The organism is Litorivivens sp., assembly GCF_057445395.1.
Map to the genome: position 1 here is coordinate 1 of NZ_JBVBUV010000002.1, position 20,176 is coordinate 20,176.

Sequence of the window (20,176 nt, forward strand, 5' to 3'; positions counted from 1 at the left end):
GGGCGCGCATCCGGGTCATTGGCACGCGTTTTTCGACGCGCTCACCCACCACCAGATTATCCAGTGAGGCTTTTTCCGGCGCTTGCGAGGACGTGGCCTTGGCAGCCGCCTCAGGCTTGTCTGTCGCCTTGGGTTGCTCCATGTGGGAAACAACGTCTTCCTTGGTAATCAGACCGCCCTTGCCTGTTGCCGTGATAGCCGCAGCGTCCAGACCGTTTTCTTCGATCATTTTGCGCGCCGCCGGACTGACTTTCAGATCCTCGGCCGATTTTGCCGGCGCAGATTCTTCCGTCTTGGGCTCGTCTTCTTTCTTGGTCTCGGCCTTGTCAGCAGATGCACTGCCGCTGGCCCCTTCCTTGAATCGACCTATCACTTCGTCGCTCAGGACAGTCTCACCCTCAGCTTTTACAATTTCTTCGACGACGCCGTCAGCTGGAGCAACCACTTCCAGCACAACTTTGTCAGTCTCGATATCAACAAGCAGCTCATCGCGCTTACAGGCCTCACCGGGCTGCTTGTGCCAGGTCGCGATGGTGCCATCGGCCACTGACTCGGGAAAAGTGGGTGCCTTGATTTCGGTTGTCATCAGAATTCCTTAAATACCAATACCGGGTTGTCAGTGTGTTTCTATTCTTAGCGCTTCGTGTATGAAGCGAGTCTGCTGCTCCAAATGGAGTGCCGCATAACCGGCCGCAGGCGAGGCCGAAGGGTCGCGCCCCACGTAGCCCAGCAACAGGTTCTTGTCCGGGCGGAAACTGTGCACAACGCGCAGTATCCGGTGACGACTGTTGTACCAGGCCCCCTGGTTGCGCGGTTCTTCCTGGCACCAAACCACTTTTTTCAGGTTCGGGTAGCCACCAATCACCTCTTTGAGGCGATCGTATGGGAAGGGATACAACTGCTCCATACGCACAATCGCAATATCGTTTTTTTCGTGCTCGCGGCGCTTTTCCAACAGGTCGTAGTAGACCTTGCCGCTGCACAGAATCAGGCGCTTAACCTTGCTCTTGTCGAGATTATCCACCTCGTCAATGACCGTCTGGAAGCTACCGTTGGCCAGCTCTTCCATCGTGGAGACCGCATCCTTGTGACGGAGCAGACTTTTCGGCGACATGACGATCAGCGGCCGACGCATAGGCCGAACCATCTGCCGACGCAGCATGTGATAAACCTGCGCCGGTGTGGAAGGTACGCAGACCTGCATATTGTGCTCTGCACACAGCTGCATGAAGCGCTCCAGACGCGCCGACGAGTGCTCGGGGCCCTGTCCTTCATAGCCGTGTGGTAACAGCATGGTCAGGCCACACAGCCGCTGCCACTTGAACTCGCCGCTGCTGATAAACTGGTCAATGACCACCTGGGCACCATTGGCAAAGTCGCCAAACTGGGCTTCCCAGATCACCAGGGTATTGGGCTGGGTTGTGGCGTAACCGTATTCAAAAGCCAGTACCGCCTCTTCCGACAGCAGCGAGTCATAAATGGTAAATCGCGGCTGATTTTCAGAAACGTGCTTGAGCGGCGTATAGGTTTGACCATCTTTCTGGCTGTGCAGCACCGCGTGGCGGTGAGAGAAGGTACCGCGCCCTACGTCCTGGCCGGTAATACGCACGGCGTAGTCTTGCTCCAGCAACGTGGCGTAGGCCAGCGTTTCGGCAAACCCCCAATTGATGGGCGTGGCGCCGGCTGCCATTTTGCGACGATCTTCGTAAATCTTGGAGACCTGACGCTGCAGTGAAAAGCCTTCGGGAATAGTGTTGATGGTGTTAGCCAGTTCCCGCAGACGCTTTTCTTCAAAGGTGGTATCGCCGGGTGCACCCCAGTCATGTCCAATAAAGGGCCGCCAGTCGACAAACATGCCGCTGTTAGGCTCCATGACCAGACTTTTGACCACGTGCTTACCTTCGTCAAGCGCGGCACGGTATTCGGTTTCCATCGTGTCGACGCCTTCTTTGTCGACAATGCCCTGCTCAATCAACGAGGCAGCATAAAGCTCACGTGTCGATTTTTGTTGTTTGATCTGGGCGTACATCAGCGGCTGCGTACCAGACGGCTCGTCGGCCTCATTATGGCCGCGACGGCGGTAGCACAACAGATCGATAACGACGTCTTTTTTGAATTCCTGACGGAAGTCCACGGCCAGCTGGCTGACAAACAATACCGCTTCGGGATCATCACCGTTCACATGGAAGATGGGTGCCTGCACCATTTTTGCAACATCGGTACAGTACTCGGTGGAGCGCGCATCTTCCGGACAACTGGTGGTAAAACCCACCTGGTTGTTGATCACGATATGAACCGTGCCGCCGGTGCGGTAGGCGCGGGTCTGCGACATCTGGAAGGTTTCCATGACCACGCCCTGCCCCGCAAACGCGGCATCACCATGCATGACAATCGGCATGACACTGTCGCCCACTTCATCGTCGCGACGATCCTGACGGGCGCGCACCGACCCTTCCACCACTGGCGAAACAATTTCCAGATGAGACGGGTTAAACGCCAGCGCCAGATGCACTTCGCCACCACTGGTCATCACATTGGAGGAAAAGCCCTGGTGATACTTCACATCGGCCGAACCCTGGTAGCGAGCCTTGCCTTCAAACTCGTCAAACAGTTCACCGGGGTTTTTGCCCAGTATGTTGACCAGTACGTTAAGGCGACCACGGTGAGCCATGCCGATAACAATTTCCTTGTTACCGTAGGCGCCACCACGCTGGATCATGGCATCCATCATCGGAATCAGGCTTTCACCGCCCTCTAGACCAAAGCGCTTGGTACCCGGAAACTTAGAACCCAAGGATTTTTCCAGACCCTCGGCCGCAGTCAGGCGTTCCAACAAATGGTGTTTAACGTCTGATCCGTACTCGGGACGCGAGCGTACACTTTCCATACGCTGCTGAATCCACTGACGCTCTTCAGTATTGACGATATGCATGAACTCCGCGCCCACGGTACCGCAGTACGTACGCTCCAGAGCCTCATGGATTTCGCCGAGCGTTGCCTGATCCTTACCGATAAACAGGCTGCCGGTCTGAAACACGGTGTCACGATCAGCGTCGCTGAGTTGGTGGTAATGAAGATCAAGGTCTGCGACCGGCGGTCGCTGCCAAAGATTCAGCGGGTCGAGTTTGGCCTTCTGATGGCCGCGCTGACGGTAGGCGCTGACAAGTTGAATAACACGAACCTGCTTGCGCTCGTGATCAGAGACGGGGCTGGCTGCCGCGGCTGAAGGACGAACTTTAACCTTCGCCAGATTGGCAAAATGTTCGCGTACCGGCGAATGCGGTATGTCACGAACGACCTGCTCGGTAACGCGCGGGAGTTTTTCAAAATAGTTTCGCCATACCTCTGGTACGGCATTTGGATCTGTCAGGAATGTTTCGTACATCTGTTCGACGTACTCGGCATTTCCACCCGAAATATGGGAACTGCTCCAAAGCAACTCCATCGAGCCTTTTTGCATGGATTTTCACCTGCTTCAAACGCGGTATCCGCTTTGAACCGCTTCGCGCAACGCCCACCGCTCTCCCCCGAATGCGGGTGGGGCTATCACGAGAACCGACTGAATTATACAGATAACCGCTGGGGTTATTCGGTTCCTCTTTTCTATTGTAGACGTACTGCGCTCGCTCAACTGAGGTCAGTCAAGACAGGCGTTCCGGCCCAAAGACAACAATGCCACTCTGGGCCGGAATTTCAAGTATTACAATAAAATACCTGACAAACTTAACTACTGACTCAGGTGGCGTTAGCCAGCAGCATATTGCGAATATGGCCAATTGCGCGGGTCGGGTTCAGACCTTTAGGGCACACATTCACACAGTTCTGGATACCGTGGCAACGGAAAACGCTGAACGGATCATCCAGGTTGGCCAATCGCTCCTTCTGGGCCGTATCGCGGCTATCAGCCAGGAAACGGTAGGCCTGCAGCAGACCAGCCGGGCCGATAAAGCGATCCGGGTTCCACCAGAACGACGGACACGATGTAGAACAGCACGCACAGAGAATACACTCGTACAAACCATCGAGCTTGGCGCGATCTTCGGGCGACTGCAATCGCTCGATGGCCGGCGCCGGGGTATCGTTGATCAGGTACGGCTTAACCTTCTCGTACTGCTTGTAGAACAGCGCCATGTCGACAACCAGGTCGCGGATAACCGGCAAACCGGGCAGCGGACGCAGAATCAGCTTGTTCCCGCCCTTCAGCGCCTCAGACAGTGGCATGATACAGGCCAGTCCATTCTTGCCATTAATGTTCATGCCATCAGAACCACACACACCTTCACGGCAGGAGCGGCGATAGCCAAGGCTTGGATCCTGCGCTTTCAGCAGCTCCAGCACATCCAGCACCATCAGATCTTTACCGCCGGTATCGACCTCAACGTCCTGCATGTACGGCTCTTGATCAACCTCAGGGTTGTAGCGGTACAGACTTACTTGCAACATTCTTTGATCTCCCCGACTTAGTAGGTACGTGTTTTCGGTTCAAACGCTTCGCGGGTTTTCGGCGCGAAGTTCACAGCGCGTTTACCCACACGTTTTTCACCGGGGAAGTACATGGAGTGACACAGCCAGTTCTCGTCGTCACGCTCTGTGTAGTCTTCACGGGCGTGCGCACCGCGGCTTTCCTTACGCGCTTCGGCGGCAACCGCCGTCGCTTCAGCCACTTCAAACAGGTTGTGCAGCTCAAGCGCCTCGATACGGGCCGTGTTGAAGGCCATGCTCTTATCTTCAAGGTGAGCATTGTTGATGCGCTCGCGCAGATCGGCCAGTTTCTTGATGCCTTCCTGCATGAATTTCTCGTTGCGGAATACGCCGAAGTGATTCTGCATGGTGTTCTGCAGCTCTTTGCGCAGTGCTGCAACACTCTCGCCACCAGACGTGTTATCCAGCGCATGGATACGGGCTGCCGCCGCCTGAATATCGGTATCGGTAGCATCGCGCATTTCAATGCCTTCGCGTAGCGACTTCTCAATATGCAGACCAGAGGCTCGGCCAAACACCACCAGATCCAGCAGCGAGTTGCCGCCGAGACGGTTGGCGCCGTGAACAGATACACATGCCACTTCACCACAGGCGTACAGACCGGGAATAACCTGCTCTTCGCCATTGGCATCAAGCGTCAGGGCCTGGCCGTGAATATTCGTTGGAATACCACCCATCATGTAGTGACAGGTTGGAACCACTGGAATCGGCTCTTTGACCGGATCAGCGTGGGCGAAAGTGCGGCTCAGCTCACAGATACCGGGCAGACGGCTTTCCAGAACCTCTTCACCCAGGTGATCAAGCTTCAGGAAGACGTGATCGCCTTCGGGGCCACAACCGCGACCGTCGAGAATCTCAAGAACCATCGAGCGGGCTACCACGTCACGGCCGGCCAAGTCCTTGGCGTTGGGCGCATAACGCTCCATGAAACGCTCGCCGTCCTTGTTAATCAGGTATCCACCTTCACCACGGCAACCTTCGGTAACCAGAACGCCCGCGCCGGCAATACCAGTCGGGTGGAACTGCCACATCTCGATGTCCTGCACCGGGAAGCCTGCGCGCAGCGCCATCCCGATACCGTCACCGGTGTTGATGTGAGCGTTGGTGGTAGAGGCGTAGATACGACCAGCACCGCCGGTAGCAAATACGGTGGCTTTCGATTTCACGTAAACCACTTCGCCGGTTTCAATACAGATGGCGATAACGCCGACAACGGCACCGTCCTGATTCTTGACGATATCGGTGGCGTACCACTCATTAAAGAACACGGTGTTGTTCTTCAGGTTGCCCTGATACAGGGTGTGCAACAGCGCGTGACCGGTACGGTCAGCTGCAGCACAGGTACGGGCAGCCTGACCGCCCTCACCAAAATTCTTGGACTGACCACCAAAAGGACGCTGGTAAATACGGCCTTCCTCAGTACGGGAAAATGGCAAGCCCATATGGTCCAGCTCAAATACAGCTTCAGGGCCCACGGAACACATGTATTCGATCGCGTCCTGGTCACCGATGTAATCGGAGCCCTTGACGGTGTCGTACATGTGCCATTCCCACTGGTCGTTCGGGTCGTTACTGGCGATCGCACAGGTGATACCACCCTGAGCTGAAACCGTGTGTGAACGGGTTGGGAATACCTTGGAAATTACCGCAGTCTTGTAGCCGGACTGGGCCAATTGCAGAGCAGCGCGCATACCGGCGCCGCCGCCACCGACGATCACGCCGTCGAAAGAAATTGTTCGAATCTTACTCATTGATCAGCTCCACAGAATCCGCAAACCCCAGACGAGGTAAGTAAACAGCACAACAGCACACAATGCCTGGAAAGCCAGACGAATGACGGTGCCTTTGGGCCCCATCAGGCGCTCGGTAAAGTAGTCAGTGGAGATTGACCACATACCGATCCAGCCGTGAGCTACCAGCGACAACAGCGCCGCCGTGGTCAGCACCTGTATAGCGATGCTGTCAAAAAAGGCTTTCCAGCCTTCGTAGGTTAGCTCGCCACCGAAGCCGAGCTTGCAGACCATAACCAGTGCGAACACCAGCAGAATAACGCCGCTGACCCGTTGTACCAGCCAGTCTGACAGGCCGCTACGGCCAAAACTTGTCACTGCCTTTACCATACCCACAACCCCGCAATAACGATCAGAACTGCTGATGTGACGAACACGATCTGCGCACCGCGCACACCGCCTTCCATGGATTCACCGATACCGGCATCCATCACCAGGTGCTTAACACCGGCTGCAGAGTGGTAAATGATGCCAGCCAGCGTACCCCACACTAAGAATTTGCCGATGAAGGAGTCTAAACACTCCTGGGCGGCGGCAAAGCCTTCAGGGCCGCTAAGGCTTTGACCCAAAAGGGCAAAGAGGATGGCTACGGCGAAGAATATAAATGCACCACTCGCACGGTGCAGGATGGACGCGATCGCGGTGACAGGCAGCGCTATCGTCCCAATATCAAGGTTTACGGGTCGTTTATCGTTCACGGTTATTCACACTTTTTCTGGCCCGGCTTGCGCGGGCGATTAAAAGGATGTGGAGCTACGTCTTTCCCATTGGTACGACCAAACGGCGATACCGGAGCACGGCAGAAACACTACAATAGACACTATATATAGTGTGAATACCGTGCATAGCGGAAACGCCGCGCATTATAGGGCCATCACAGGGCAATTACAAACCGCTTCGGAGGACGTTTCCGCGGTGCAAAAAAATGTTTTTTCAAGCGCTTAGCGAACTTTCGGCGCCAAAATATGGCAATTCAATGCTCACATTTGGCTATTCTGCCCCATTTCGGAGCAAACCATCGTTTCGGCAGCCAAGACGACCAATTTTTAACCGGTTTCACCACCTCTAAACGCTAAAACGCCAAAGTATGCAACGTTGACAAAACAATTCGAGGCTCTATATTTGTCGCTCCGGATAATGGACGTTCACAAGACATATTATTTACAGGAGCTCGTCGTAATGAGTGACAAGAAAGCCAGTCTGGCGATAGATGGCAAAACCATCGACCTGAACGTGTACTCAGGTACTATCGGCCCAGACGTAATCGAAGTAAGTGCATTGACGGGCGAAGGTTACTTCACCTACGACCCCGGGTTCGTGTCTACCGCATCTTGCGAATCCAAAATCACTTACATCGATGGTGGCAAGGGTGTGCTGCTGCACCGCGGCTACCCCATCGAGCAGCTGGCAGAGAAATCTGATTTTCTGGAAACCTGCTACCTGCTGCTGTACGGAGAGCTTCCCTCCAAGCAGGAGAAAGAGCGATTCACCAACAATGTGCGCATGCACACCATGGTGAACGACCAGATGAGCACCTTCTTCAAGGGCTTTCGTCGCGACGCCCACCCGATGGCCATCATGTGCGGCGTTGTCGGCGCACTGTCTGCGTTCTACCACGATTCGCTCGACATCTCTGACGAAGAGCACCGTGAAATTTCTGCCATTCGCCTGATGGCGAAAATGCCCACTCTAGCGGCCATGACCTACAAATACACCATTGGTCAGCCGTTCATGTACCCGCGCAACGATCTCACCTATTCTGAGAACTTCCTGTACATGATGTTTGGCAACCCCTGTGAAGAGTACAAGGTGAACCCAATTCTGGCGAAAGCCATGGACACCATTTTCCTGCTCCACGCCGACCATGAACAGAACGCCTCTACGTCGACTGTTCGCCTGGCAGGTTCAACTGGCGCCAACCCCTTTGCCTGTATCTCTGCTGGCATCGCGGCCCTGTGGGGACCATCGCACGGTGGTGCCAACGAAGCCGTACTGGAAATGCTGAACGAGATCGGCGACGAGTCACGCGTTGATGAATGTGTTGCCCGCGCCAAAGACAAGAACGACCCGTTCCGCCTGATGGGCTTTGGGCACCGCGTTTATAAAAACTTCGACCCGCGTGCACGCGTGATGAAGAAAGTGGCCGACGAAGTTCTGGGCGAACTGGGTATAGACGATCCGCTGCTGAAAATTGCAACGCGTTTGGAAAAAATTGCGCTGGAAGATGACTACTTCATCGAGAAGAAGCTCTACCCCAACGTCGATTTTTACTCCGGCATTATCCTGAAGGCTCTGGGCATTCCGACCTCAATGTTCACTGTAATCTTCGCCCTGGGTCGTACTCCCGGCTGGATTGCTCACTGGAACGAAATGCACGGAGACAATTCGCGTATTGGCCGCCCACGCCAGCTTTATACTGGCCCAGCGCAGCGCGACTTTGTGGATCTCGAAAAGCGTTGATTGCAACATTAGCTTGAAAAAAAAGGCCGCTTAATGCGGCCTTTTTTTCGTCTGACGCAAAGGGAGGAAATCAACCGTGGGCGGCACTCATATCCGGCACAAACATCTCCATTGAGTCGGGGCAGGAGACACAGCTCTCATCCCAAAACGCTCTGGCCCGCTGAATTTTTCCAGCATCATTAATCTCAAAATGATCGGTCACCAACAAATCCAACCCCTTGTTTTCGGCCGGCACTCGCACCTGCATGGTAAAGCGCAAAATCCCCTCATTGCCACAAGCAATAATCTGATGCGGCACCGGGGTGAGTGATCTGCCCTCCTCCTTCGGGTACGCGAAATTCCAGAACTGCTCGATCCCCTCATGCCCGATAAACGCAGGCGTACCAACTGGATCTTCCCAACTGGCATCTTCGGCAAAAATGGAGAGCAACAGGGCTTTGTCACCCGTCGCCCAGGCCTGGACGTACTGATTGATGGTTTCTCTAACCTGATCAGGGGTCGTGGACATGTAGGAATCCTTTATTATTGACGGTAATCTCCGCCTGCAGGCCGAACGCTCTCTCAGCATAGGCCAGCCCCGCAGGCGCACGTGAACTATCGGATTCTATGCCAAGGGACGTGGGCCGCGCCTAGCCCAAAACAGTGAGATCAGATCAACTAGATGCGATCAGTTCACTGCCCGCATTTTTAACCAGTACTTTCTTGCGGCCGCGCTCACGCTCGTACTTTTTGGCCGGAGTGTTCACCACGTCGAGCAACGCACCCGCCTGACGAGCTGCCTGCTGACGCTCTTCCGACACAGCCTGATACAGGGTTGTGCGCTGCTGCGGTTCGCGCTGCATAGCACGAATCAGCGCATCCATCTGCTGGGGCGATGTTTCCTGGCCATGGGTGGCACCGGCAGCACGGGTGATGGTTTCGTTCATTAGCGTACCACCCACGTCGTTCACGCCTGCATTGAGGCAGGCCTCGACACCGTTGTGCCCCAATTTCACCCACGACGCCTGAATATTACTAATCAAACCGTTAAACACCAGGCGAGCCACCGCGTGCATCAATACCGATTCACGGAAGGTAGGCCCTCTGCGCGCCTTGCCTTTCAGGTAGACCGGCGCTTCCGATGCCACAAAAGGCAGCGGCACAAACTCAGTGAAGCCCCCAGTGCGGGCCTGCAGAGACCGTACCCGCAGCAAATGGCGAGCCCAATGCTCCAGCCGGTCTACGTGCCCGAACATAATCGTAGCCGTGCTGCGCAAACCCACGTTGTGGGCCGCTTCCATCACCCCGAGCCACTGCTGGGTGTCAATCTTGTCGGGGCAAATGATCGCCCGCACCTCGTCGTCGAGAATTTCCGCGGCGGTGCCAGGAAGGGTGTTCAAACCCGCCTGCTTGAGCTGCTTCAGGAACGTTTCCACTTCCAGACCCAGCGTTGCGGCGCCCTGCCAGACTTCCAGTGGCGAAAACGCATGAATATGCATATCCGGCGTTGCAGCGCGCACCGTGGCGAGGATATCGAGGTAAGTTTGGCCCGTGTATTCCGGATGAATCCCGCCCTGCATGCACACTTCAGTAGCGCCGCGATCCCACGCTTCACTACAGCGTCGCGCAATCTCTTCCGCACTGAGGTCGTAGGGTTTGCCGCGCAGATTTTCGCTCAGCTTGCCCTTTGAAAATGCGCAAAACTGACATTTGAAATAACAAATATTGGTGTAATTAATATTGCGGTTCACTACATAACTGACGCGCTCACCGCAGACTGCCTGACGGATTGAGTCAGCTGCGCGAATAACCGCAGAAAAGTCTGGTCCGCGACTTTGAAACAGGCGCACCACGTCGCCCTCAGGCAGCGCCTCACCCGCCATGGCACGCGCTAAAATATCCTTAATTTCAGGCGAAACCCGCGCTTCGGCAACATCCGCGCCAAGCCACCGTAGATCTTCCGCCGGCAGTTCTGTGTGCTGCCCGGTAAGCCAACTATCGACTCTGGGAAAGCCCTCTGCATCGGTGATTGATAGCACGTGCTCGTGCAGCTCCGGTGCCAGCCAATCTGCAAATCGAGTAACGTAGGACGGGTAAATCGTTAGCCGTTCCTGCAGATATTTTCCGGCGACGGCAGTTTCACGCGAAAGCTCGTCCAGGTGCGGCCAGGGAGCCTCTGGGTTGACAAAATCAGGTGTCAATGGCGATACGCCACCCCAGTCGTTAATGCCCGCACCAACAATCTTCTCCAGCACGCCAGGACTGAGATTCGGCGGCGCCTGGATACTCATGTTAGATCCAAAAATCAATCGACATACGGCAATAGTCCAGAGCAATTCCTGCAAATCCGGCTCGGGGGCCTGCGCCATTTTCGTATCGGGTTTGGCGCGAAAATTCTGTACGATGATTTCCTGCAAGTGGCCATGCTGCTCATGTACATCGCGCAAGGCCAACAGCGATTCGATGCGCTCGCGACGGGTTTCACCGATTCCGATCAGTATGCCGGAGGTAAATGGCACCCTGGCTTCCCCCGCCAGACGCAAGGTTTCCAGCCGTATGGCCGGGTCTTTGTCTGGCGAACCGTAGTGCGGCATGCCTTTTTCGGCAAGCCGTTCTGACGCCGATTCCAGCATGATCCCCATGGATGCAGACACCGGCCGTAGCATGGCAATTTCTTCGGCAGTCATGCAGCCGGCATTGATGTGGGGTAGCAAACTGGTTTCTTCAAGAATCCGCTTCGCTACATGGGCCACGTATTCGAGTGTAGTGGCAAAGCCCATGTCAGCCAGCGCCTCGCGGGCAGCCTTGTAACGAAGTTCAGGTTTTTCCCCCAGGGTCAATAAGGCTTCCTTGCACCCCATCTTTTCGGCTTCTCGCACTGAGTCCAGCACCTGATCTACGCTCAGGTACGGCGAATCAATGCGTTTGGGTGTTTTGGCGAAGGTGCAGTAATGGCAAACGTCGCGACAAAGGTGGGTTAACGGGAGAAATACTTTGCGCGAGTAAGTCACCACATTACGAAAACCGGCGTCGCGAAGATTACCGGCCAGCGCCAGCAGCTCATCATCGTGCTCACTGGAAAGTTCTGCCAACGACAGTGCCTCGGCATGGCTCAGTCTTGTTTGGTGCCGAACCTTGTCCGCTAGGGTTTGCCAATCTGCCATTAGTTATGTACCGCGTTCATTTTGATAAAAGCGCTATTTGTTTCGCGTGTCATCAACGCCTTGATCCGCAGATCGAGTTTGTTTTCGCGCAGATATTGCAGGGTTTTTGGGCCACGCCTGCCCCAATCCCGATTCAGCAGTTCCAGCAGGTCGTCACCGTCATCTACATCGCGACTCAAACCCTGAAGCTCCAGAATTTCGACCACCAGCCCGTTATCCTGAGCCTGCTGCCGATGATGGTGGCAGGACTCCGGCCCATACTCATAGGCCAATGCGCCCGGCGGACTGCAGACCACAACATTCGAGCCATCGCAGTGCCGATCAGTGACCAATGTTAGCTTGTTCGGATTTACGATCTGACGATGCACCGCCAGCACTTCTTCCCACTCTTCTTGCGTGGCCAGTGGTAGGTCACCGTGGACCACCATCGCCGCATCCACCTGCCCGACCACGGAGTTCACGGCTGCATTGATCACAGGGTTCAGGCCTGTTGCACCAAGGGCTTTTTCGCTCCAGCAATCGATGCCGTAGTGTTCCGCGAGCAGAGTCGCTGCCGGATCGTCGGAGAGCAGGATAATACGCTCCAATGAGCTCACCTGAGTAAGCACATCGAGCACATCTTCGACCATTGCCTGAAACAGGCAACGGCGCTCAGACGGGCTGAGAAAGCCAGACAATCTCTGCTTGGCCTTAACAAAATCTTTTAACGGAATAAAAACCCACATGGCAAGCCACACTAATTGAGGTCTAGAGCAAAGTCGAGCACATCGCGCGCCAACTGCCTTTTACTGGTCAGGCTGGTCATCATGGTTGATACCACCCGCGTTTCAACTGCCATCGACGGTGCCAGAGATCGATCTACAAGATCAATAACAAATCCGCTCAACAGGGTGTCATACCATTGCGCAACAGCAGTGGCTGTCGACGGCATAGCCAACTCTTCCATCATTTTTGCAGCTGGACCTTTGACCGCCATTCCCCCAACGATGGGCGACACCGCGATAACCGGTGCCTTCGCTGCGGCAACCGCGCGTCGCACACCCGGCAATTGCAGAATGGGATCAACGGACACAAAGGGGTTGGATGGACAGATAACAATTGCCGCAAGTTCGGGTGACTCGAGCCACGCCATCATTTCAGCCGAGGGAGAGGCCTGCTCTATACCGCTAAAGCGAAACCCCTTCACCTTTGGCGCACACTGCTCGCGTACAAAATATTCCTGGAACGCCAGCTCACCGCGCTCCGTTGTCACCATGGTGCGCACGCGATCATCCGTCATCGGCACCAACCGGTGGGCGATACCGAGTGACTGGCACAACGTCGACGTCACGCTCGTAAGGCTTTGCCCTTCAGCAAGCAACGCACTGCGCCTGAGGTGGGTCGCGAGGTCGCGATCACCCAAGCGAAACCAGTCTGGCCCGCCCAGTTCACCGAGCGCTTCCATAGCTTGCCAGGTTTCACCGGCCAAGCCCCAGCCCCGCTCCGTGTCGTTACGGTCAGCCAGGGCGTACATAACCGAATCAAGGTCGGGAGAAATGGTCAGCCCCAGGTGCTCAAAATCGTCGCCCGTATTGGCCACAATCAACAGCTGCTCCGGCGCCAGACAATCGATCAGACCGCGCGCCATTTTAGCGCCGCCGACACCGCCGGTTAGCGCGAGAACTTTTCCAGGGATAGAGTGCTTACCGCTAATTACTGTCATGATGGCGCTATCGAAAAAGGTCTTCAGATTTCGAACGAATCAAGGTTTCACAGCCGGCTGCAGAGGGTCGCAGGGTTGCGCCGCGAACCAGCACGACCGGCGCACCTTCATCCGCCTGCCCCATCAGAAACGATGCCGCAGCCGCCAACTCGTCCGCTACCGCTATCTGGGTTACCTCAAGCGATCTGCCGAACAGGTCGGCATCACCAATCCGATTGACCAGCGCTTCAAATCCGGCGCTGCCTAAGGCAAAACCGCAAGTACCATTGCGCCAGGCGCGACCGGCACTGTCATTAATCAGCACATACACATCAACGCCCAGTCGCTGACTGATCGCTTCGCGCAATCGGCGCGCAGATACGTTGGAGTCCAGCGGTAGTAGCAATACCCGGGGGTTATCCGGTTCAGAGGCAATATTAGACGCATCAATACCCGCATTGGCATGCACATAGCCTTCGCGATGCTCAACGATAATGGCGCCCTTGCGCTGCCGCACAACCTCTTTAGATTCCTGCAGGATAAGCTCTACCTGGCGCGGGTCTTTATCGGTCTCGGCGGCAAGTTGAACCGCCGCGTTCCCCGGTGTTACCTCGTTAAGGTAGGCATAGCGATCTTCAGATTTCGAGACAATCTTTTGCGCCAGCGCCAGTACGTCACCGTCGCGCAGTTTGAGTCCCGCACGCTCGCAGCAGGCGATAATCAGATCCGCCAGATCATCCCCTGGCTCTACCAGGGGAAAGTCCGGAAGCACCGTCAGTGAAAGATCCGGATTCACTCCGGCAAACCAGTCAATTTAATACCGGCATGACATTTATACTGCTTATTAACGAAGATCAGTACCGATGTCATAGCCTCGACGGCTGCCGCATTAGCAATACTCCCGGCGTGGAAACCGCGCATCCCGGCCGCCTCAACCAGTTCAATAACCTGGGCGCGGGCATCTTTCTTATCACCGCAAACCAGCACGTCGCAATCCAGCCCCTGGCCTTCTTGCAGGTGGTGCGCCGCAACATTCTGGAAGGCAGATACCACATGAGTGTCTTCGCCCAGCAATTCCTGCGCGATCTGTCCGGCCGAGCCCTGCTCCGGCAACTGGACACGAGCGACTTTGGGCGGCACCAGCGGTACCGTTACATCGATCAGGATTTTGTCCTTCAGCGCGGGTTTAACCAACGACAGCGTGCTCGTATGGTGTGCGAAGGGAACGGTCATCGCCACGATATTGGCAGCTTCCGCGGCCGCGAGGTTTTCCATGGCTTCGACGGTGATACCAGAGACTCCACGCTCCGCCATAACCTGCTGCAGATCAGCAACGGCAGCTTCCGCCTTTTCCTGAGTGCGCGAGCCGATAATTACCCGATAGCCCGCCTCTGCCCAGCGCCGCGCCAGACCAGTGCCTAGATCACCTGTGCCACCCAGAATGGCCAAAACCGGTTTTGAATCTGTCATTCGATCGCTTCCTGTAAGTTACTGCTGTTATTCGGACGGCAAAAAGCCGCGTTGCATTCTCTCAAAAGCCAACAGTGCCATCCACTACCTATTGTGACGAGAAATTTAACGAAAGCTGCCAATTGACCGCTATAGCCAGCCAATATGCCCCGTTTGGACGATACAATCTTCGCAGGCTATCGCTAGGCTTGCGAGGTTTTTGGAAGCCCTGCACTGGGAGGCACCCAGGCGCTGCATACTCCCACCGATATTCAAGCGGGCTTTCTCTTATACTATCAGCGGCTACCGCATCACTACCCAAGAGGATTACATGGAAAATCGACTCGACTTCAGCGGCAAGGTTGTCATCGTTACTGGCGGCGGTAAGGGCGTAGGCAAGGGGATTACCGAACGCTTCTTGAGCTGCGGTGCGCACGTAGTGATCTGCGGCCGCTCAGAGCCTGAAGCCCTGCCCCAAGCCGATGGCCGCAGCGCCCAGTTTCTTCCCTGCGATGTAAAAGATTTCGAGCAGATTCAGAGTTTTGTCAATCGCGTTGCGGACGAACACGGCCGCATTGACGTACTCGTCAACAATGCCGGCGGCGCACCTTACGCCGATGCAGCAACCGTTTCCCCGCGCTTTTCAGAATCCATCATTCGCCTTAACCTGCTGGCGCCGCTGAATTTCGGACAGTGTGTTAACGCGGTAATGCAACAACAGGAAGGCGGCGGCTCTATCATCAATATCGCCAGTGTTTCGGCAATTCGCCCCTCGCCCGGAACCGCCGCCTACGGTGCCGCCAAAGCCGGCCTCGTTAATCTGTGTACCTCTCTGGCAGTGGAATGGGCGCCGAAAGTGCGCATTAACGCCATTATCGGCGGCCTGATCCGTACCGAACAGTCGCATCTGCATTACGGAGACGAAGCGGGCATTGCGGCTGTAGGCTCAACCATTCCGCTGGGACGCATGGCGCTACCTGAGGATATCGGCGACGCCTGCCTGTTCCTGGCGAGTGACCTTTCATCCTATATCAGTGGTACAACCGTGACCTTGCACGGCGGCGGCGAAAAACCCGCCTTCCTGGACGCCGCCAACGCCACCGACAAATAAAAAAACCGGGGTCGGATCGAGATAAAGACTCGATCCGACCCCGGTTTTTTGTATGGATTAGTCTTCCAGCTTGAAGACTCGGCGAGCGTTGTCACCAAGGAACTTGGGCCACACCTCATCTTTGAACGGAACGCTGGGCATATCCTTAAAGATACGGTCTAGCGACAGTCCCATGGGGAAGTAGCCTGCATACATGATTTTGTCCGCGCCGCGCTTGTTGGCGAAGTTGACGATTTCTTCCGGGTAATGCTTGGGTGCAAAGGCGCTGGTCATGTAGTACAGGTTGGGGTATTTGAGCATCAGTTTCCAAGCCAACTTCTCCCAGGGCTCAGCGCCGTGACGCATGACAACTTTCAGCTCGGGGAAGAACCAGCAAATCTCGTCCAGTAATTCCACCTTCTGCGGCGCCATCGGGAGTCGCGGTCCCGGCACGCCGATACAGGGACAGAATGGCAGATCCAGTTCAACCAATTTGGCATAGATGGGGTACCACTTGTTCTCATTGTATGGAACTTGCGGACACAGACCAGAAGCAAATGCAGTAACGGCTTTGATACCAAACTCTTTGTGCAAACGTTCAATCTTGCGCACTTCTTCCATGCCGTTGTTGGGGTTGGCTTCATAAGAGCAGAAGAAACGGTCAGGAAAGCGCTCTAGCGCTTCTTTCGCCACAACATTGTGGTCGTCGATACCCAGCATAGCGCGCTGGATGCCGTGCTTGTCCATTTGCTCAACGGTGTAGGCAATATAATCATCCTTGCCGTCGATCTGAGGAACATCTTTGAACATGTACTGTGCCGGAAACTTGAACATTTCACGGCTTTCTTTGTCCATGAGCAGTGGCTTCATGAATTCGTACCACTGGCTATTATCTTCACCGGGCACATTGAGCATCAGGTCGACGATCGGGAAATCGGTGGGCATGGGCATAGGTTGCGTCCTCGTTATTGGTTTTCAGCGCACAAGTGCGCGAAGAATGCCCGTATTCTTGCGCAACGGAGCATTCTCTCTCAATAGCAAACTACGTCAGATATACCCGCAAATCCGGTCAGTTGCGGCAGACTGGAGGCTCAGTTGGTGACGCCGGTTTCGACAATGGTGCGATTACGCCCCTGATTCTTGGCACGATAAAGTGCCATATCCGCAAGAATCATCAGATTGTCCAACTCTTTCTGATCGGTGAGTCCGACCACTCCCACACTAACGGTCACTTGGTGTGTGGTGCCATCATCATTTGTAAGCAGTTGCTGCTTGGCAAGCGTAGTGCGTAACCGCTCAAAAATATTGTAGGCGTGCATGGCTTGTGAGTTTGGCAAGCACACAGCAAATTCTTCGCCACCAATGCGACCCACAATATCGTGTAGGCGCAAACAGCTTTTGAGCAGCTTGCCAAAGGCGCTTAAAACCTCGTCGCCGGCAGCGTGGCCGAAGGTGTCATTAATTATCTTAAAGTGGTCAATATCCAGTATCGCAATGGCCAGCGGCTCACCGGACGATTTCGAAATTTCAAATTCGGCATTGGCCCGCTCAAAAAACGCACGACGATTGAGCAACCCGGTCATTTCATCGCGATAGGCCAGATCTCTCAGTTTTTCAACATCACGATTAAGTTGGCGGGTATCTTTCTGGGTGCGCAGCACGTTATTGATACGGGCAACGAGCGCGGTAAAGCTGAAAGGTTTGGTTACGTAATCATTGGCGCCTGATTCAAGGCAACGCGCCAGATTGCTGTCTTCGGTGTTAGCCGTGAGAATAATCACTGGCAAATCGCCGTGCTCGTCACTGAGCCGAATTTGTTGTAACACCTGATGGCCGTCCATCTCAGGCATACCAATATCGAGCAGCACCAGCTCCGGTGACTCGCGATCAATCAACTCCAGCCCCTTGCGACCGCTTTCTGCAGTCACAACGGCAAAACCTTCATCCTCAAGACCATTTTTGAGAATATCCAGGTTGTACGGCGTGTCATCTATGGCCAGTATTTTTGTCATAAACCCTTAGGGGCAATCGCAATTTCCAACTATTCTAACAACAAAGCCGGGGCTGTGCTCGTATAACACATGGACTAATACGGCACATCCAGTTTGCTGTGATCCCAACTGACGACGCGCTCCGCTTTGACCCGGATAGCGGTTTTCTTGTGCACCATGCTACGTGTAGCCTCGACCAACAACTCCTGAGGGTAGTCTCTGGTGTTATTGCGCAACAATACCGCCATGTGCAATCGGTGCACCTCATCAGGGTCGCGAATCAACTCAGCTCGACCATAGATCACCACCGCCTTGAGTTCTTCATACTCGGTACCGCATTCAAATAACACGGTAATTCGATTATCCCGTTCGAGGTTTTTTATTTTCTGGGACTTGGTGAACGTTTCCAATACGACGTCCCCCTCATCCATGGCAAACCAGAGGGTTGTCAGGTGTGGCCAGCCATCTTTGCCGTTAGTTGATACTTGGGCATTTTTCTGGGAAGCAACAAACGTCCAGATTTCCTGGTCGCCCATTCTTATCAAATCTCGGCGCTTCATCCGCTCATCTCCGCACGCAGCTCTTGCTGGATAAGGGCTGCCAACGCTGCCAGCTCTGCCTGCTCCCCCATCTTACGGCCGTGGATCGCAAGCGGTTCACCGGCAGTCTGCGGGATCAAATGCTGGTGATAATGAAAGACGGTCTGGCCAGCCGCCGCTCGGTTCAACTGGTGTACACCGAGACCATCAGCCCCGGTAATACGCTCCAAAACCCGCGCCAGCGGCACCGATAAACGTCCAACAGCGGCGATATCATCCGAATCAGCGGTAAAAATATCGTCACTATGTCGCTTCGGGATAATCAGAGTATGACCTCGATGAGCCGGAAACAGGTCGAGAAAAGCAATAAGTTGCTTGTCAGTGTAGACGATATGCGCCGGCGCATTGCCGGCTGCTATCTGGCAGAAGATACACTCACTCGCCACTCACACCTCCAGCGGTGCAGGATCTTTGTGATGGTCACGCCCGGCGCGGGTTGCAACCTCGGCGCTCACGGTTTTGTACCAATGCACGCCCTTTTCGTCAGTTTGGCAGGATAATCGCCCCGCTTCCACAAGATAATTGATGTGTGCAATTGCCTCGCCCAGCGCCAGGTTCATCTGTGTGAGCTCAAGCTCGCGGGAAAAAAGCACCGGCAGTAGCTGAACGGCAGTTTGCGGCGTGAGACAGGCCTCTTCTACCGCCTGCAAATGATCCTCGTGGTGCTCTCTAAGATAGCTTAAACGTTTGTGCACACCCGTAAATGGCGTGTTATGAGCTGGAAAGACCAGCGTTTCTGCTGGCAGATCCTTCTGAAATCTATCCAGCGACGCCATCCAGCGTAGCAGCGGATTATCCCGGGGCTCCGACGGCATCACACTGATATTACTGGTTATTCTGGGAATTATCTGGTCCCCGGAAAAAAGTAGCTGGTCGCGCTCGTTAAACAGGCAGACATGTTCAGGGGAATGACCGCTGCCTATCATGACCCGCCAATCCCGGCCGCCGATTGACAACACGTCACCCTCGCACAATCGGTGATAAGCCAGTGGCATTGGCTCGATGATTGAGCCAAAACCGCGCATTTTTGCCCGCATTTTGTCCATGTAATCCTGTTCAACACCCGCGCCTATAAAGTATTCGCGTGTGGTCCAAGGAACCTTATCAAAAGGCATCGTCGAGAATGTGCGGGCGTTGTAATACTCGCCAAAACTCATGTAGAGCGGTGCGCGCCATTTTTCACAGAGCCAGCCCGCTTGACCTACATGGTCCGGATGCATGTGGGTCACAATGACACCCACCACCGGCTTACCCTTCATCGGCCCGTCGAACAGCGTATTCCAGGCCTTCTGCGTGCTATCCAGCCCCATACCGGTGTCGATAATCCACCAACCCTCGTCATCCTCAAGCACATACAGATTGATGTGATCGAGCGCCATGGGCAATGACATCCGCAGCCAGTATATACCTTCCGCAACGGGCTGCCATTCGCCAGGAATGGGAGTATTTTCAAAGGGATAGTGCAAACCTCTCATAGTAATCCTTAAGTTT

The 20,176-nt window shown here is 54.9% G+C and carries 19 protein-coding genes; 2 read left to right on the plus strand and 17 right to left on the minus strand.

Features of this window, described 5'->3' with window-relative positions; genetic code table 11:
* The 6 genes from AC222A_RS00800 to sdhC form a co-directional block, all read right to left on the minus strand.
* On the minus strand, positions 1-586 hold a 586-nt coding region (locus tag AC222A_RS00800), incomplete at its 3' end, for a biotin/lipoyl-containing protein (protein ID WP_486774553.1).
* A 30-nt stretch (positions 587-616) separates the two neighbouring features.
* Positions 617-3,460 carry a 2-oxoglutarate dehydrogenase E1 component gene (locus tag AC222A_RS00805; protein WP_486774554.1) on the minus strand — a complete coding sequence of 948 codons (2,844 nt, stop codon included), beginning with the start codon at positions 3,458-3,460 and terminating at the stop codon, positions 617-619.
* 275 nt (positions 3,461-3,735) lie between these two features.
* A complete protein-coding gene (locus tag AC222A_RS00810) occupies positions 3,736-4,443 on the minus strand; it encodes a succinate dehydrogenase iron-sulfur subunit (RefSeq protein ID WP_372747884.1) in 708 nt (235 codons plus the stop codon).
* A 17-nt stretch (positions 4,444-4,460) separates the two neighbouring features.
* Positions 4,461-6,233, minus strand: a complete 1,773-nt coding sequence (gene sdhA, locus AC222A_RS00815; RefSeq protein WP_372758201.1) for a succinate dehydrogenase flavoprotein subunit — start codon at positions 6,231-6,233, stop codon at positions 4,461-4,463.
* 3 nt (positions 6,234-6,236) lie between these two features.
* On the minus strand, positions 6,237-6,602 hold the full coding sequence (sdhD, locus tag AC222A_RS00820; protein WP_372747647.1) for a succinate dehydrogenase, hydrophobic membrane anchor protein: 366 nt from the start codon (positions 6,600-6,602) through the stop codon (positions 6,237-6,239).
* Positions 6,596-6,970, minus strand: a complete 375-nt coding sequence (gene sdhC / locus AC222A_RS00825; protein ID WP_372747648.1) for a succinate dehydrogenase, cytochrome b556 subunit — start codon at positions 6,968-6,970, stop codon at positions 6,596-6,598. Before sdhC ends, sdhD begins: the two co-directional genes overlap by 7 nt.
* 481 nt (positions 6,971-7,451) lie before the next feature.
* Here sdhC and AC222A_RS00830 point away from each other — a divergent pair, with 481 nt between their 5' ends.
* Positions 7,452-8,732, plus strand: coding sequence for a citrate synthase (locus AC222A_RS00830; RefSeq protein ID WP_372747649.1), 1,281 nt, complete (start codon positions 7,452-7,454; stop codon positions 8,730-8,732).
* A 70-nt stretch (positions 8,733-8,802) separates the two neighbouring features.
* Here the strand turns inward: AC222A_RS00830 and AC222A_RS00835 are convergent, their stop codons facing one another.
* The 6 genes from AC222A_RS00835 to npdG all read right to left on the minus strand — a co-directional run bounded on the left by AC222A_RS00835 (position 8,803) and on the right by npdG (position 15,026).
* On the minus strand, positions 8,803-9,240 hold the full coding sequence (locus AC222A_RS00835) for a nuclear transport factor 2 family protein (protein WP_372747650.1): 438 nt from the start codon (positions 9,238-9,240) through the stop codon (positions 8,803-8,805).
* A gap of 145 nt (positions 9,241-9,385) precedes the next feature.
* Positions 9,386-11,875 carry a 5-amino-6-(D-ribitylamino)uracil--L-tyrosine 4-hydroxyphenyl transferase CofH gene (gene cofH / locus AC222A_RS00840; RefSeq protein ID WP_372747651.1) on the minus strand — a complete coding sequence of 830 codons (2,490 nt, stop codon included), beginning with the start codon at positions 11,873-11,875 and terminating at the stop codon, positions 9,386-9,388.
* A complete protein-coding gene (cofC, locus tag AC222A_RS00845) occupies positions 11,875-12,600 on the minus strand; it encodes a 2-phospho-L-lactate guanylyltransferase (protein ID WP_372782514.1) in 726 nt (241 codons plus the stop codon). Before cofC ends, cofH begins: the two co-directional genes overlap by 1 nt.
* Before the next feature lie 11 nt (positions 12,601-12,611).
* Positions 12,612-13,577, minus strand: coding sequence for a 2-phospho-L-lactate transferase (cofD, locus tag AC222A_RS00850; protein ID WP_372747653.1), 966 nt, complete (start codon positions 13,575-13,577; stop codon positions 12,612-12,614).
* A 7-nt stretch (positions 13,578-13,584) separates the two neighbouring features.
* Positions 13,585-14,352, minus strand: a complete 768-nt coding sequence (cofE, locus tag AC222A_RS00855; RefSeq protein WP_372809414.1) for a coenzyme F420-0:L-glutamate ligase — start codon at positions 14,350-14,352, stop codon at positions 13,585-13,587.
* A complete protein-coding gene (gene npdG / locus AC222A_RS00860) occupies positions 14,349-15,026 on the minus strand; it encodes an NADPH-dependent F420 reductase (RefSeq protein ID WP_372747655.1) in 678 nt (225 codons plus the stop codon). Before npdG ends, cofE begins: the two co-directional genes overlap by 4 nt.
* A 310-nt stretch (positions 15,027-15,336) precedes the next feature.
* Between npdG and AC222A_RS00865 the strand changes: the two genes are divergently transcribed.
* On the plus strand, positions 15,337-16,116 hold the full coding sequence (locus tag AC222A_RS00865; RefSeq protein WP_372747656.1) for an SDR family oxidoreductase: 780 nt from the start codon (positions 15,337-15,339) through the stop codon (positions 16,114-16,116).
* Positions 16,117-16,173: 57 nt separating this feature from the next.
* Here the strand turns inward: AC222A_RS00865 and AC222A_RS00870 are convergent, their stop codons facing one another.
* From AC222A_RS00870 to AC222A_RS00890, 5 genes are all read right to left on the minus strand, one after another.
* Complete coding sequence (locus AC222A_RS00870; protein WP_372747657.1) at positions 16,174-17,046, minus strand: amidohydrolase family protein; 873 nt, start codon at positions 17,044-17,046, stop codon at positions 16,174-16,176.
* 140 nt (positions 17,047-17,186) lie between these two features.
* Entirely contained in the window at positions 17,187-18,107 is a 921-nt protein-coding gene (locus AC222A_RS00875) for a GGDEF domain-containing response regulator (RefSeq protein ID WP_372747658.1), read from the minus strand.
* Between the two features lie 74 nt (positions 18,108-18,181).
* The gene (locus tag AC222A_RS00880; protein WP_372747659.1) at positions 18,182-18,646 is read right to left on the minus strand and encodes a pyridoxamine 5'-phosphate oxidase family protein; all 465 of its coding nucleotides are present in this window, start codon (positions 18,644-18,646) and stop codon (positions 18,182-18,184) included.
* On the minus strand, positions 18,643-19,071 hold the full coding sequence (locus AC222A_RS00885) for an HIT family protein (RefSeq protein WP_372759207.1): 429 nt from the start codon (positions 19,069-19,071) through the stop codon (positions 18,643-18,645). Before AC222A_RS00885 ends, AC222A_RS00880 begins: the two co-directional genes overlap by 4 nt.
* Entirely contained in the window at positions 19,072-20,160 is a 1,089-nt protein-coding gene (locus AC222A_RS00890; RefSeq protein WP_372763725.1) for an MBL fold metallo-hydrolase, read from the minus strand.
* Positions 20,161-20,176: the final 16 nt, after the last annotated feature.

Coding starts and splice junctions, on each gene's coding strand:
- AC222A_RS00805 (WP_486774554.1), bottom strand. CDS start 3,460: ATGCAAAAAGGCTCGATGGAGTTGCTTTGGAGCAGTTCCCATATTTCG.
- AC222A_RS00810 (WP_372747884.1), bottom strand. CDS start 4,443: ATGTTGCAAGTAAGTCTGTACCGCTACAACCCTGAGGTTGATCAAGAG.
- sdhA (WP_372758201.1), bottom strand. CDS start 6,233: ATGAGTAAGATTCGAACAATTTCTTTCGACGGCGTGATCGTCGGTGGC.
- sdhD (WP_372747647.1), bottom strand. CDS start 6,602: ATGGTAAAGGCAGTGACAAGTTTTGGCCGTAGCGGCCTGTCAGACTGG.
- AC222A_RS00830 (WP_372747649.1), top strand. CDS start 7,452: ATGAGTGACAAGAAAGCCAGTCTGGCGATAGATGGCAAAACCATCGAC.
- AC222A_RS00835 (WP_372747650.1), bottom strand. CDS start 9,240: ATGTCCACGACCCCTGATCAGGTTAGAGAAACCATCAATCAGTACGTC.
- cofH (WP_372747651.1), bottom strand. CDS start 11,875: ATGGCAGATTGGCAAACCCTAGCGGACAAGGTTCGGCACCAAACAAGA.
- cofC (WP_372782514.1), bottom strand. CDS start 12,600: ATGTGGGTTTTTATTCCGTTAAAAGATTTTGTTAAGGCCAAGCAGAGA.
- cofD (WP_372747653.1), bottom strand. CDS start 13,577: ATGACAGTAATTAGCGGTAAGCACTCTATCCCTGGAAAAGTTCTCGCG.
- npdG (WP_372747655.1), bottom strand. CDS start 15,026: ATGACAGATTCAAAACCGGTTTTGGCCATTCTGGGTGGCACAGGTGAT.
- AC222A_RS00865 (WP_372747656.1), top strand. CDS start 15,337: ATGGAAAATCGACTCGACTTCAGCGGCAAGGTTGTCATCGTTACTGGC.
- AC222A_RS00870 (WP_372747657.1), bottom strand. CDS start 17,046: ATGCCCATGCCCACCGATTTCCCGATCGTCGACCTGATGCTCAATGTG.
- AC222A_RS00875 (WP_372747658.1), bottom strand. CDS start 18,107: ATGACAAAAATACTGGCCATAGATGACACGCCGTACAACCTGGATATT.
- AC222A_RS00880 (WP_372747659.1), bottom strand. CDS start 18,646: ATGAAGCGCCGAGATTTGATAAGAATGGGCGACCAGGAAATCTGGACG.
- AC222A_RS00890 (WP_372763725.1), bottom strand. CDS start 20,160: ATGAGAGGTTTGCACTATCCCTTTGAAAATACTCCCATTCCTGGCGAA.